Source organism: Aureicoccus marinus, from assembly GCF_002954325.1.
Classification (GTDB): Bacteria; Bacteroidota; Bacteroidia; order Flavobacteriales; family Flavobacteriaceae; genus Aureicoccus; species Aureicoccus marinus.
Genome location: NZ_MQVX01000001.1, coordinates 922,163 through 936,504 on the forward strand (window position 1 = coordinate 922,163; position 14,342 = coordinate 936,504).

Consider the following 14,342-nt stretch of genomic DNA (forward strand, 5'->3'; position numbering starts at 1 on the left):
TCATGTTTGATATATTAACCAGCCCGGATGCCTGGATGGCACTCCTCACCTTGACCTTTCTAGAAATTGTTCTGGGGATAGACAACATCATCTTTATTTCGATTGCTGCCGGTAAGTTAGAAAAAGGCAAGCGCCGAAGTGCTACCAATATTGGACTGGTTTTGGCCATGGCCATGCGTATTGTGCTCCTTTTTGGAATTACTTGGTTGACTGCGCTCAAAAAACCCTTTTGGGTCTTAGAACAAGATTGGATTCATGGGGCCATCAGCTGGCAAGCGCTTATACTCTTTGCGGGTGGTTTGTTCTTGCTCTATAAGAGTACCAAAGAAATTCACGAGAAGGTAGAAGACCGTGGGCATGACGAAAGAGAAGTCAAAAAAACACGCTCCACCTCCTGGAGCAAGGCGATTGTTCAAATTACCATCATCAATATTGTATTCTCTTTTGATTCCATCCTAACCGCGATAGGAATGACCAACGGAATTTCTCCGGACCCCAATGATGCCTTGATCCTCATGATCATTGCTGTTGTGATTTCGGTACTGATCATGATGTTATTCGCCAATCCAGTGGGGGATTTCGTCAACAGACACCCTTCTATTCAGGTTCTGGGGCTTTCTTTTTTGATCTTGATTGGATTTATGCTCATCGCAGAAGCTGCCCACCTCTCGCATTTGGTGGTATTTGATCAAGAAGTAGGGAGCATTCCTAAAGGCTATCTCTATTTCGCTATTGCATTCTCTCTAATGGTGGAGTTCCTGGATATGCGAATGAAAAGAAATAAAGCGCCGCAACAGCTAGAAGAAAAGGATTCAGAATAAGCTTCCCTGTTCTTCTTTTCCATCTACAGACTCTTCGTCTACCACTTCAATTTGTTCTGCTGGAGCCTCGGCTTCTTCTTCGTAAGGAAGAGATTCCAGTGAATTGATCTTTTTGATCTTCTCAGAAGAGAGTTGGTTTCCGAGCGCTTTTAAGCCTTTTAGGGCAATAAACTCTTCTACATTCACCTCTAGAGGAGCTTTTGGGTCTTTCCCTTTGGGTTTAGGAAAGTCTATGGAGATCATGGGGCGCCAATCGGTCGATACCCATTCCAGTTTGGAACCGGGGTGTTCTGATAGGACCAATTCTTCTTTTTCGCCTTGTTCAATGAGGAATCGCTTGAGGTAGTATTTCTGCCGCTCTCCTTCGTAATAGACTACAGAAATCGGTTTTTGTGGATTCCATTTTTCCAGGACTAAAAAGTCGCTGTCAAAACGCAAATTCATATCAGGTTGCTGCGTCTTGACCACTCCATTGGGCTGAATGTGCAGCAAGAGGTCTTCCCCTTTGAATGCGCCCAACAGCTCACCACGTCCTTCAGTGTTCAATCGCCCAACCACAGAATCAAACCAGATATTGCGCGGTTTGAGCGTAGAAACCCCGGCCTCTTTGAATTCAATGCGTTTGACCGGATATTTGGAGACCAGGTTTCCTTTAGAAGCACGTCCTTTGATCAGGACATCCGCAAAATCCAGATCCCACTTTAGTTTTTTAATGCTTCCGGATTGCCGGAGTAAGACCGAGATGATTTCGGCCTCTCCGTTCGGGTTCGCACTAAAGTAGAGCACTTCGGCACTGGGCTTGTCACCGGTTAGGGCGTATGCCTTGTCCCGGGTAACCCCCGTAACGCTAAAACGTTTGATATAGGTAGGGCCACCCTTCATGGAACGGTAGATCATATTGTAAACCGTTCGGCTGTCTTTTTTCTTGAAGACTCCGGCATGAATGATGTTCTTGCCAATAAAGGTTTTGGAATCGACCCGTGTCACCATCATTTGTCCATTCTTGGTGAATACGATGATGTCATCAATATCACTGCAGTCGGTGACATACTCGTCTTTCCGCAAAGAGGTCCCGATGAAGCCCTCTTCCCTATTCATATAGAGTTTGGTATTGCGAATAACCACTTTGGTCGCTTCGATATCATCGAAAACGCGAATTTCGGATTTACGCTCTCGGCCTTCCCCGTATCGTTTTTTCAAGGACTTGAAGTAGTCTACCGTATAGTCCACCAGGTTGTCCAGGTGATGAAGGGTTTCTTTGATCTTTTCGTCCAGGCTCTCAATCAATTGCTGGGCCTTGTCCAAATCGAATTTAGAGATCCGTTTGATCCGTATTTCGGTAAGGCGAATAATGTCGTCCCGCGTGACTTCGCGGCGTAAATTACCGATATGAGGATGCAGACCTTTTTCTATAGCCGAGATTACGCCTTCCCAGGTTTCTTCCTCTTCAATATCTCGATAAATGCGGTTTTCAATGAAGATGCGCTCGAGGTTAGCGAAGTGCCACTGCTCTTCTAGCTCATCCAACTGAATCTCTAATTCCCGTTTGAGCAAGCCCAGTGTTCTGTCCGCAGAATCCTTGAGCATGCTGTGGACGTCCGTAAACACCGGCTTGTTGTCTTGAATAACACAAGCCAAGGGAGAAATAGAGCTTTCGCAGGAAGTAAAGGCGTATAAGGCATCGATTGTTTTGTCTGGCGAGATACCGGAAGGGAGGTACACCAGAATTTCTACATCGGCGGCCGTATTGTCTTCAATCTTCTTGATCTTGATCTTTCCCTTTTCATTGGCCTTTAATATGGAATCCTTTAGGGAAGAGGTGTTGGTGCCAAAGGGAATTTCTTTGATCACCAAGAGGTTCTTTTCTTTTTGTTCGATGCGTGCCCGTACCCGGATCTTTCCTCCCCTAGAGCCTTTGTTGTACTGGCTAACATCGATGATCCCTGCCGTTGGGAAATCGGGATACAAAGTGAAAGATCTCCCTTTGAGGTAACTGATACTGGCATCGATCAGTTCATTGAAGTTGTGCGGTAAGAGTTTGGTGGATAGACCCACCGCAATCCCTTCCGCTCCTTGAGCGAGTAAAAGTGGAAACTTAACCGGTAAGTGAACGGGTTCCTTTTTACGGCCGTCGTAAGAGAGCTGCCATTCGGTAATCTTTGGACTAAAGACTACTTCCAGGGCGAATTTGGACAAACGGGCTTCAATGTATCGTGCCGCTGCCGCCCCATCACCGGTTAGGATGTTTCCCCAGTTCCCTTGGGTGTCAATGAGCAAATCTTTTTGACCGATTTGCACCATGGCGTCATAAATACTGGCGTCACCGTGTGGGTGAAACTGCATGGTGTGACCGACGACATTGGCAACCTTGTTGTAGCGACCATCGTCTAATTCACGCAAAGCGTGCATGATCCGGCGCTGAACAGGCTTAAAACCGTCCTCCAAAGCGGGAACGGCCCGTTCCAAGATTACATAGGAGGCGTAATCCAAGAACCAATCCTTATACATGCCAGTGACCCTGGTCAGGCTACCTTCTTCTGAAGTCATTTTGTTCTCACTCATTTTCTTCCACCAAATCCAACTCCACTTTCAGGTTGTCTATGATAAACTCCTGACGGTCGGGCGTGTTTTTGCCCATGTAAAATTTCAGTAATTCTTCTATGCTCAAGGCTTTATCCAACATCACCGGTTCAAGACGAATGTCTTCCCCGATAAACATCTTGAATTCGTTTGGTGAAATCTCCCCCAATCCTTTGAAGCGGGTGATCTCCGGGTTGCCTCGAAGCTCTGCAATAGCTTTTGCCTTCTCCTCATCCGAATAACAGTAAAAGGTTTTTGTTTTGTTGCGTACCCGGAACAAAGGGGTCTGCAAAATGTACAAATGGTTTTCCTTGATCAGTTCAGGGAAAAATTGCAGGAAAAAGGTGATCAACAACAGGCGGATGTGCATTCCATCCACATCGGCATCCGTGGCAATCACAATATTGTTGTAGCGCAAGTCTTCCATGGAATCCTCGATATTGAGGGCCGCTTGTAAGAGATTGAATTCTTCGTTTTCGTAGACAATCTTCTTGCTCATTCCATAGGAATTTAAGGGCTTACCGCGCAAGCTGAATACCGCTTGGGTATTCACATCTCGACTCTTGGTAATGGAACCCGAAGCGGAATCCCCCTCCGTAATAAACAGAGTGGTTTCGAGACGACGGTCGTTCTTTAAGTTCGTCAAATGTACCCGGCAATCCCGAAGTTTTTTGTTGTGGAGACTGGCCTTTTTCGCGCGTTCTCTCGCTAGCTTTCTAATGCCCGAAAGCTCTTTCCGTTCTCGTTCTGCCTGGATGATCTTCCGCTGAATCGCCTCCGCCGTCTCACTGTTTTTGTGTAAAAAGTTGTCGAGGTGGTGGCCGACAAAGTCATTGATATAGGTACGCACGGTTGGTAAGCCCCCTCCCATTTCAGTTGAACCCAATTTGGTCTTGGTCTGGCTTTCAAAGACCGGTTCCATGACTTTGATGGAAATCGCAGAAATGATGGACTTTCGAATATCGGAGGCCTCGTAGTTTTTGCCGTAGAATTCCCGAATCGTTTTAACGATAGCCTCCCGAAACGCCGCCTGGTGGGTTCCCCCTTGGGTGGTGTGCTGTCCGTTGACAAAGGAATGGTACTCTTCGTTGTACTGGGTTCGGCTATGGGTCATGGCCAATTCAATATCATCCCCTTTGAGGTGAATGACCGGATAGAGAAAATCTTCAATGGAGTTGTTGTCGTGCAACAAATCCTTTAAACCATCCTTGGACACATATTTTTCGCCATTAAAAACAATAGTCAGCCCGGGGTTCAGGTAGACATAGTTCTTGAGCATGCGCTCCACATACTCCGCGCGATATCGAAAATTCTTAAAGATGGTGGAGTCAGGGCTAAAGCTGACCAAGGTACCGCGGCGTTTGGTCGATTCCTTCTGTTCCTCCGAAGTAAGTTCACCGGTTGAGAACTCCGCCGTCTTGGTTTGCCCATCTCGTGTGGACTCGACCTTGAAATGACTGGAAAGTGCATTGACAGCCTTGGTACCAACACCATTCAGACCAACGGACTTTTTGAACGCCCGGGAGTCATACTTCCCTCCGGTGTTCATTTTTGATACAACATCCACGACCTTCCCCAAGGGAATACCACGACCATAATCGCGCACGTTGACTTTATCGGCATCGATTTTGATCTCGATGGTTTTTCCGGCACCCATGACAAATTCATCGATGCAGTTATCGATGACCTCTTTAAGGAGGATATAAATTCCGTCGTCGGCTGAAGACCCATCCCCTAGTTTCCCGATGTACATTCCCGGGCGCATACGGATGTGTTCCCGCCAGTCGAGGGAGCGTATATTATCTTCGGTATACTGTGTTTGAGACATTATAGCGAATATAAGCGGAAGTCCCTAAACAGAGAAGGTTCTCAAGGGAAAGTAATCAACAAGAAAAGCCCACCATTGTTGATATTCTGGCGGATCATTTGCAATTAAAACCGGGAGTCTTAAACATTAAAACGGAAGTGCATTACATCTCCATCTTTGACGGTGTATTCCTTGCCTTCTACGCGCATTTTTCCCGCTTCCTTGACCTTGGCTTCACTTCCCAGGCTTACATAATCACTAAAGGCAATCACTTCAGCTCGGATAAAGCCTTTTTCAAAGTCGGTATGAATCACTCCTGCAGCCTCGGGAGCCGTCGCTCCAGCGGGAATAGTCCAAGCACGAACCTCCTTGGGCCCGGCGGTAAAATAGGTTTCGCGATCGAGCAAAGCATAAGCAGAGCGGATCAACTTGGAAGCTCCGGCTTCCTCTAAACCGAGGTCTTCTAGGAACATTTGGCGTTCCTCGTAGCTCTCTAATTCGGTGATGTCGGCTTCAGTTCCCACGGCCAATACAAGTACTTCGGCCTGTTCATTCGCAACAGCAGCCTTCACTCGCTCTACATAAGAATTTCCGCTAACTGCGGATCCTTCATCAACATTGCAGACATACATCACCGGTTTATCGGTAATGAGTTGAAGGGGTTGGATGAATTCGGCCTTGTCTTCTTCTGAGATTTCGAAGGAACGAACCGAATTTCCAGCGAGAAGGTGCTCTTGAAGACCTTTGAGAATATCGGCTTCTTTTTGTGCTTCCTTGTTCCCTGTTCTAGCCGCACGACCCACTTTTTCCAGCTTTTTCTCGACACTTTCCAGGTCTTTGAGCTGTAGTTCCATGTCGATGGTTTCTTTGTCCCGGATAGGATCGACCGAGCCATCTACGTGAACGATATTGTCGTTATCAAAACAGCGCAGTACATGAAGTATGGCGTCTGTTTCGCGAATGTTACCCAGGAATTGATTCCCAAGTCCTTCCCCCTTGCTCGCTCCCTTGACCAGTCCAGCAATGTCTACAATTTCAACAGTAGCCGGAATGACCTTTTCTGGTTGGACCAGTTCTTCTAATTTTTCAAGACGGGTATCAGGTACTTGTACAACACCAATATTGGGTTCAATGGTGCAGAACGGAAAATTAGCGCTTTGCGCCTTTGCGTTGGATAAACAATTGAACAAGGTAGACTTCCCTACGTTGGGTAAACCAACAATTCCTGCTTTCATGGGTTCATTTTAAGACCGCAAATATAGCAGTTGAAGACGACTTAATCGTCCGGGTGCATCAAGCTTTGTTTGGCCAATAATTCCTCTACGGTTTCCACACGATCTTCATCGGGAACGCAACAATCGACAGGGCATACGGCGGCGCACTGCGGTTCTTCGTGAAACCCTTGACATTCGGTACACTTATCAGGGGCGATGTAGTAGATTTCGTCACTGATGGGTGTTTGTATAGCATCGGCGTCCACTTGATGACCGGCCGGAAAAACGACCTGTCCTTTCAGGGAAGTTCCATCGCTGTAGCGCCATTCATCAGCACCCTCATAGATTGCCGTATTGGGGCACTCGGGCTCGCAAGCTCCGCAATTAATGCATTCGTCCGTTATAATGATTGCCATAATATCTCTTTTTCGGCCCTATTTTGTACAAAATACAGGAGAGAACTGTAGTCTACAAATTCAGAAGTAGTGCAAAAACAGCCAATTACCGTCTTACACGATTGGGGTCGCCTCATTCATCAGTCTTTAAAGGAAGAAAAACCAGCCTTTCTGGAGCTACTGGCCAGAACCAAGGCAGAGAATCCCTGGTTTACAGAGGTTTTTCAGAAGCAAGCTCTTACTTATTGGGCGGAGCATTTACACGCTGACCATTTGGAATCCTGGTTAAAGGACAGGGTGACTACTTCTTCTCCAAAGAAAATCGCACTGATTCTAGCCGGAAATATTCCCCTTGTGGGGATGCATGACTTGGTCTCTTGCTTGGCCACAGGGAACCGTGTATTGGTAAAACTCTCTAGTCAAGACCGCCGACTGCTGCCCTATTTAGTGGAATTGCTTGGGAAAGTAGATGCGGAGTGGTCAGGGCGTGTTCAATTTACCACTGAGCGTCTGGGAGATTTTGATGCGGTCATCGCAACCGGAAGCAACAACACCAGCCGATACTTCGAATATTACTTTAAGGATAAACCCAATATAATAAGAAAGAACCGCAGTTCGGTGGCCGTTCTCTCGGGTGAGGAAACCGATGAGCAGTTGGAAGGTCTGTGCAGGGATATGTTGGACTATTTTGGACTGGGGTGCCGTAGCGTTTCTAAACTTTGGGTCCCTAAAGGGTTTGATTTCGGCCGTTTGGGTGATATTCTGGAGCAACAGAAGAGCTTAACGGACCACAATAAATTCGGTAACAACTTTCACTACCACCGTACCGTCTTGTTGATGAACCAAATCCCTTTTACCGAGATCGGCCCCTTACTCTTCTTAGAGAAGGAAGACAATGCCTCTGCCCTTTCGACCATTCATTATTCTTACTACTCGGAACTCGAAATGGTGGCGGAGAAACTCAAACGGGAAGAAGAAAACCTGCAGTGCGTCGTGGCTGATCAGGCTTACCAAGAGGACCTCCGTTGGGCAACCATCCCCTTTGGAACGACCCAAAACCCGGCCCTTAACACCTATGCCGATGGTAAGAACACCATCGATTTCTTATCGTCCCTTTGAGTTCGGACTTTTCTATCTTCTGGCAAATGCTGAACTTTACAGCAAAACAGAACCATGAAAAAACACAACTTTAGCGCAGGTCCCTGTATCTTGCCAAAGTCAGTCCTTTTACAAGCGGCAGAGGCCGTGCAAGATTTGGATGGCAGTGGACTTTCGCTAATTGAAATCTCTCATAGAAGTCCGGCTTTTGTATCTATAATGGAAGAAGCCAGGAGCCTTGCCTTGGAGATGTTAGGACTAGAAGGTAAAGGCTACCAAGCCCTCTTCTTACAAGGCGGTGCGAGCACTCAATTCCTGATGGTCGCCTATAATTTTTTGAATACCCGAGGCGGTTATGTAAATACCGGTACCTGGAGTAGCAAGGCGATGAAGGAGGCGGGGTTTTTTGGAGAGGTCCTTGAATTGGCCTCTTCCAAAGACAAAAATTTTGCCTACATCCCAAAAGGATACACTATTCCTGAAGGTTTGGATTATGTACACTTGACATCCAACAACACCATTTTTGGAACCCAGTTCAAGGAATTCCCAAAGACCAACTCCCCTTTAATTTGCGATATGAGTTCTGATATCTTTTCTCGGGAACTCGCCTTTAGTCAATTTGATTTGATCTACGCCGGAGCACAAAAGAATATGGGGCCTGCCGGGGCTACCTTGGTCGTGGTTAAAGAGGAACTGCTCGATAAAATGGCTCGGGAAGTTCCGAGCATGCTCAATTACAAGACCCATGTGTCCAAGGACAGTATGTTCAATACACCTCCTGTCTTTCCGGTTTATACCTCTCTGTTGACCTTGCGTTGGCTTAAAGAACAAGGAGGAATCGCCGCGATTGAAGAAGTAAATGAGCGGAAAGCGAATCTCTTCTATTCGGAATTGGATCTCAATCCTGTTTTTACTGGTTTTGCCGAAAAGGAAGATCGTTCTGTTATGAATGCGACCTTCGATATTACGGTTGACGAGTTGAAACCGGTATTTGAGAAGGCTTGTGAATCGGCTGGAATCAACGGGATCAAAGGTCACCGGTCTGTAGGAGGTTACCGTGCCTCTATGTACAATGCTTTAGGGATGGACAGTGTCGGTGTTCTGGTCGATATCATGAGTGAATTAGAAAGAAAAGGCTAATGCAGAAACTTAAAATACTGGCCAACGATGGTTTGGCAGAATCCGCTCAATCCTCACTAAAAGAAGCCGGTTTTGAGGTCTTGGATATCAAGGTGGCACAAGAGCAACTGCTGTTCTTCCTCAACCGAGAAAAAGTCGACGTACTTATTGTTCGAAGTGCGACCCAAGTGAACAAGGAGATTTTAGAGGGGGCCGAAAGTCTTCGGTTGGTTATTCGTGCCGGTGTGGGCTTAGATAATATTGATCGGGTTGCCGCGAAGGAGAACGACATTTTGGTACAAAATACTCCGGGAGCATCAGCCAATGCTGTAGCGGAGTTGGTGATGGCTCACCTGCTCACAGGTTACAGAATGCTACATCAATCCAATCGGGATATGCCCTTGGAAGGAGATCAGCATTTTAAAGCCTTGAAAAAGCGCTTTGCTAAAGGCCGTGAATTAAGCGGAAGAACCATGGGAATTATTGGTTTTGGAAGAATAGGTCAGTGCCTTGCTCAAAAAGCCTTTGGGATGGGCATGCGGGTGATTTACTTTGACCGCTCTTCAGAAACAAAAAAAATGGAGCTGGAGTTTGCGGATGGGCAAAAGATTTCCTTTGAGGTCGAATACCGTCCACTAAATGAATTGCTTGCCGAGTCCGACTGTGTCAGTTTGCATACGCCCAAGCAAGCCGATTATTTGATTGGACGTAAAGAGTTGGATCAAATGAAGCAGGGTGCGGTGTTGATCAATGCGGCTCGGGGAGGATTGATTGATGAGCTGGCCTTGGCCGAAAAACTGGAAGCCGGTAATATTTCTTTTGCTGCTTTGGATGTCTTTGAACAAGAGCCTCAACCCAGTATTGCGCTATTAATGCAGCCCAATATGTCCTTGAGTCCCCACATTGGAGGTTCGACTATCGAATCCCAAAACCGGATTGGGGAAAAAATTGTCGCTCAGATCAAGGCCTTTGCGGAATAAGGAGAGCATTCTCTGTTTTCGGAATGGTTTTTGTACCTTTTAAAAAACACAAACATTACCTATATAGAAAACACTATGTCAGGAATTTTAGACCTACTCAACAGCAGCGCAGGAAAGCAAATCATCCAAGGTGTTGCTGGACAAACAAATCAGTCCGAAAATAAAACGGCTGAGATTTTAACGATGGCTTTGCCCATTTTAACTGGGGCCATGAAGCGCAACGCCTCGTCTTCAGAAGGAGCGAGCGGGTTGCTAGGGGCCTTAAATGGGAAACACGACGGAAGTATACTTGATGATTTGGGAGGTCTCTTTGGAGGCGGAGTTGACCAGTCGGTGATGGATGATGGAGCGGGTATTCTCGGTCATATTTTAGGAAACCGTCAACCTCGAGTTGAACAGGCGCTCAGTCAGAAGTCAGGAATGGACGCTGGGAGTATTTCACAGATTTTAAAAATTGCTGCTCCTATCCTTCTAGGATATTTGGGTAAGCAACAACGCAGTCAACAAGTCAGCGAACAAAATGGTTTAGGGGATATGCTCGGAGGCCTTCTTGGCGGAGGGGCTCAAGCCAACCAAAACCAAAGTCTTATCGAATCCTTATTGGATGCCGATAACGATGGCAGCATGATCGATGATATTGCTGGAATGTTATTAAAAGGAGACAAAGGAAATTCAGGAGGTCTTGGCGGAATGCTTGGAGGTCTTTTTGGAAAATAAAACAGCTTATGAAAAGGGTTAACAATATTTGGAGTGTGATTGTAGTGCTTGTACTTTTTAGTGCATGCTCATCGAGTAAACAAGTGAATCAAACAGAGGAGTTGAACGAAAGCACCCCTTTATCTATAAGCCAAGCCGAAGAACAGGCTTTTAACGCAACAGGTGAAGGAGAAGTTCGGATCGGAGATGAAGAGAGTGAATACGAAATCATCATCATTGATCCGGGCTTCTACACCTGGTTAAAGTCGATCGCCCGTCCTGAAGGCTATTACGACCAAGCTTTTTTAGAAAGCCGCAATCAGCTCTATGTATTAAATTGGAATCAACGGGCTTTGGGTCTCTACAATGCCGACCCCAACTTGTATCTCATGCAAATCAATTACGAACCGGGAATTGATTACGGTTATGAAGTTAATTACAAGCTTTACAATTACTTTATTTATTTCCAGCGCAAATACAAACAGCGTTTAGGGCCTTTCGTTCCTCGAATATAATTCCCTAGTTTTGCAGCTGTTTTAGCGAAGAATGGAGAAGTTAAAAGAGCGTTGGGGAATATCCTCTAATTTTCAAGTTGTTGTCATCCTGGTTGTCTTTGCAGTCACCGGAAGTTCTGCTGCAAAATTAGCTGCGCCACTCACCTCCTTACTCGGACTGCGTCCTGAAAATGTCTCCGGATGGATTTATTGGCCGGTGCGGGTATTACTCATCTTCCCGATCTACCAGGTACTGTTGGTGGCTTTTGGTTGGTTATTCGGCCAATTCCGCTTTTTCTGGAATTTTGAAAAAAAAATGTTAAAAAGATTAGGCTTGGGCTTTCTATTCCCTGAATAAAGCTAATTTTAAGGCTTATGCATTGGATAAAGAAGTCTTTATTGGTTTGTCTTTTTTATCTCCCCATGGTCCTCACTTTGATCAATGGGCATGAAATTACGCATCTCTTTGACGGTGACGATTCCTGTGATGAAATTTGCTTGGTTTGTCAGGTGCAGGAAAACCAACAAGAGGAGGCTTTCCTACTCCCTTCTCAGGATCAAGTAAAAGAGCCTCTTCGCACGCTGGTTCACTTGGAGCCTGCCGTACTACTTTTAACACAGACCGCTTCCTCCTTCAAGGAGCGGCCCAACAGCCGTCCTCCTCCTTTCCTTTAGATTCCCTTCGTCCAAAAGAATCTAAAGTAAAAAAGCATGCAGTTATTTCAGTTGCTCACTGCAGTTATATTGCTGTGGGCACCTCCGGTTCAGGATTCACCCTGTACCCTTCAATTTAGCGGAAAAGTTGTGGATTTTCACAGCCAACTCCATTTGAGTAAGGCCGTGCTGGAACTCTATCGTCCCGGCTCACAAGAGCTCCTGCAATCGGTTTCGACTACCGACGGGGGTGCATTCTTGCTGTCTGAGCTCTGCCCTGGAAAGTATACCGTCGTGGTCAGTCATCCTGAATGCCGTCCGATCACTCAAGAAATAGTGATCAGGAAGAATCTTTCTCAAACATTTGTTCTGGAACATCATTTCGAAGAGTTAAAGGAGGTTGAAGTTTTTGGAAGCAAACAAAAAGAAGAAACCCGATCTGCCTTAGAAAGAAAATTGAACGAAGGAATATTGGAGCAGTACAGCTCCGGGACCTTAGGAGAAGCATTAAAAGAAATAACGGGTGTTAACACCTTAAATACAGGAGCGCAGATTTCTAAACCCAGTATTCATGGACTCACGGGAAGTCGGGTACTTATTTTAAATAACGGTGTGCGCATGCAGGATATGGAATGGGGAGACGAACACGCTCCCAATGTCGATATCAATGCTGTGTCGAATGTAACTGTTGTCAAAGGAGCAGCCAGTTTGCGGTATGGTGGTGACGCCCTAGGGGGTATTATTCTCCTGCAACCAGACCAATTGAAGATTGATTCTCCAGGGCTTAGCGGTAAGGCCTTAATCTCCATGCAATCCAATGGACGAGGTGGAACAGTGAGCAATAGGATCACCCAGGTCTTTGAGAAAAATTGGTTTGCTCAAGTTCAGGGTAGTTATAAGATCCTGGGAGATATGGAGGCCCCTGACTATGTTTTGAGCAATACCGGTATCCGTCAAGGAGCAGCGGCCTTGCGGATTGGCAAGCAAGAAATTCAACAAGGAATCACTTTCGATTACAAGTACTTTGCAAGTTCTATCGGTATTCTGCGAGCATCGCATATTGGTAATGTTGACGACTTGATTCGCAGTATAAACAGTGGGCAGCCAGAAGTAATCCATCCTTTTACCTACGAGATAAATACCCCTAGGCAAAGAGTGACTCACCACTTGGGACGTATCGTCTATTACAAGCGTTTTGAGCGTGTTGGGCGAATGGATTTAAGTTATGATTTTCAATCCAACAGGAGATTTGAGTTCGATATTCGCGTAGGTGACGATCGCAATAAGCCAGCCATAGACCTGGAGTTGACCACCCACACTATTCAAGCAGATTTCAAAAAAGATTCTAATCCCAACAAGCTTTGGGAGGCTGGAATTCTTGGGCGATACCAAGAGAATTTTCCGAATCCGGAGACGGGGGTGCGGCGTCTAATTCCCGATTATCAACGGGTTGAAGCGGGGGCCTATTTAACTCATGTCTATCGTTGGAAAGACAAGCACAGTATAGATCTCGGGGTCCGCTACGATTACAGTCAGATCGACGCAAAAAAGTTTTACATCACCTCCCGTTGGGAAGAAAGAGGTTATCAGGAAGAGTTCGGGGATCGGATCATCGAGGATTTGGGAACCCAACTCTTGGTTAATCCCGTATTGGATTACCACAACTACAGCTGGAGTGCAGGATATCAGTTTAAACCTGACAATGACCGCGAATTCCGATTGAACTTTACATGTGCACAAAGAGCCCCCAACCCCAGTGAATTGTTTAGCGATGGTCTGCACCACTCTGCTGCTCGAATAGAATTGGGGGACCTGAGAATTCAAAGTGAACAATCCAAAAAGCTAACGGCGAGTTGGCAACAGTCTTCAAGTTCTTGGAGTTGGATCATTGAACCTTATATAAACTATGTAAATGATTTTATACTACTCGAACCTACTGGTGTAGAATTTACTATTAGAGGAGCATTCCCCGTTTGGAGCTACCGTCAAACCGATGCCCTCTTGGCCGGTCTGGATCTGCAAATTGAAAAACAATGGCATCCTCATTGGACGTCAATTCACCAATTCAGCTACCTCTATGGACAAGATCAGAGCCAAGATATTCCTTTGATCAATATGCCTCCAATCAATACCAATCACCGCTTGCAATTCGATCTTCCACAATGGCATTCTTTCAAGTTCGAAGTGCAAGGGGAATACGTATTCCAGCAAACAAGAACACCTGCCAATATTGAGGTGTTGTCACCGAATATACAATCCAATGTACTACTCAGGATCAATGATGCTCCTGACGCTTATGTCTTGTTGAGTGCGCAGGCCAGTTGGCAGTGGCCCTTGGCAAAGGGCAGTGTTCAATTGAGTTTGGCCGGAACAAACTTGTTAAATACCCAATTCAGAAATTACCTGAATCGTCAGCGATTCTTTGCGGACGATTTGGGCCGAAATATTCAATTACAATTAAAATTCAATTATTAATTCCTTAAC

13 protein-coding genes are annotated in these 14,342 nt (G+C 45.9%); 9 read left to right on the forward strand and 4 right to left on the reverse strand.

What is annotated here, in order from left to right; all coding sequences use genetic code 11:
• Positions 1-2 precede the first annotated feature (2 nt).
• Entirely contained in the window at positions 3-821 is an 819-nt protein-coding gene (locus BST99_RS04355) for a TerC family protein (RefSeq protein WP_105000713.1), read from the forward strand.
• Here the strand turns inward: BST99_RS04355 and BST99_RS04360 are convergent.
• The 4 genes from BST99_RS04360 to BST99_RS04375 all read right to left on the reverse strand — a co-directional run bounded on the left by BST99_RS04360 (position 813) and on the right by BST99_RS04375 (position 6,838).
• Positions 813-3,383, reverse strand: coding sequence for a DNA gyrase/topoisomerase IV subunit A (locus BST99_RS04360; protein ID WP_105000714.1), 2,571 nt, complete (start codon positions 3,381-3,383; stop codon positions 813-815). The two genes, BST99_RS04355 and BST99_RS04360, sit on opposite strands and share 9 nt — an antisense overlap.
• Complete coding sequence (locus tag BST99_RS04365; RefSeq protein WP_105000715.1) at positions 3,376-5,229, reverse strand: DNA topoisomerase IV subunit B; 1,854 nt, start codon at positions 5,227-5,229, stop codon at positions 3,376-3,378. The genes BST99_RS04360 and BST99_RS04365 overlap by 8 nt, the downstream gene beginning before the upstream one ends.
• 119 nt (positions 5,230-5,348) lie before the next feature.
• Complete coding sequence (gene ychF / locus BST99_RS04370) at positions 5,349-6,443, reverse strand: redox-regulated ATPase YchF (protein WP_105000716.1); 1,095 nt, start codon at positions 6,441-6,443, stop codon at positions 5,349-5,351.
• A 41-nt stretch (positions 6,444-6,484) separates the two neighbouring features.
• On the reverse strand, positions 6,485-6,838 hold the full coding sequence (locus tag BST99_RS04375) for a 4Fe-4S dicluster domain-containing protein (protein ID WP_105000717.1): 354 nt from the start codon (positions 6,836-6,838) through the stop codon (positions 6,485-6,487).
• Between the two features lie 69 nt (positions 6,839-6,907).
• Here BST99_RS04375 and BST99_RS04380 point away from each other — a divergent pair, with 69 nt between their 5' ends.
• The 8 genes from BST99_RS04380 to BST99_RS04415 all read left to right on the forward strand — a co-directional run bounded on the left by BST99_RS04380 (position 6,908) and on the right by BST99_RS04415 (position 14,333).
• Complete coding sequence (locus tag BST99_RS04380) at positions 6,908-7,936, forward strand: acyl-CoA reductase (protein WP_105000718.1); 1,029 nt, start codon at positions 6,908-6,910, stop codon at positions 7,934-7,936.
• 54 nt (positions 7,937-7,990) lie between these two features.
• Complete coding sequence (gene serC, locus BST99_RS04385; protein ID WP_105000719.1) at positions 7,991-9,055, forward strand: 3-phosphoserine/phosphohydroxythreonine transaminase; 1,065 nt, start codon at positions 7,991-7,993, stop codon at positions 9,053-9,055.
• Complete coding sequence (locus tag BST99_RS04390) at positions 9,055-10,014, forward strand: NAD(P)-dependent oxidoreductase (protein WP_105000720.1); 960 nt, start codon at positions 9,055-9,057, stop codon at positions 10,012-10,014. The genes serC and BST99_RS04390 overlap by 1 nt, the downstream gene beginning before the upstream one ends.
• 75 nt (positions 10,015-10,089) lie before the next feature.
• Complete coding sequence (locus BST99_RS04395) at positions 10,090-10,731, forward strand: DUF937 domain-containing protein (RefSeq protein WP_105000721.1); 642 nt, start codon at positions 10,090-10,092, stop codon at positions 10,729-10,731.
• Positions 10,732-10,739: 8 nt separating this feature from the next.
• Complete coding sequence (locus BST99_RS04400) at positions 10,740-11,225, forward strand: DUF6146 family protein (RefSeq protein ID WP_105000722.1); 486 nt, start codon at positions 10,740-10,742, stop codon at positions 11,223-11,225.
• A 31-nt stretch (positions 11,226-11,256) separates the two neighbouring features.
• Positions 11,257-11,562, forward strand: coding sequence for a DUF6787 family protein (locus tag BST99_RS04405; RefSeq protein ID WP_105000723.1), 306 nt, complete (start codon positions 11,257-11,259; stop codon positions 11,560-11,562).
• Positions 11,563-11,579: 17 nt separating this feature from the next.
• Positions 11,580-11,879, forward strand: a complete 300-nt coding sequence (locus BST99_RS04410; RefSeq protein ID WP_146106199.1) for a hypothetical protein — start codon at positions 11,580-11,582, stop codon at positions 11,877-11,879.
• 36 nt (positions 11,880-11,915) lie between these two features.
• Positions 11,916-14,333 carry a TonB-dependent receptor gene (locus BST99_RS04415; protein ID WP_105000725.1) on the forward strand — a complete coding sequence of 806 codons (2,418 nt, stop codon included), beginning with the start codon at positions 11,916-11,918 and terminating at the stop codon, positions 14,331-14,333.
• The last annotated feature ends 9 nt before the right edge of the window (positions 14,334-14,342 follow it).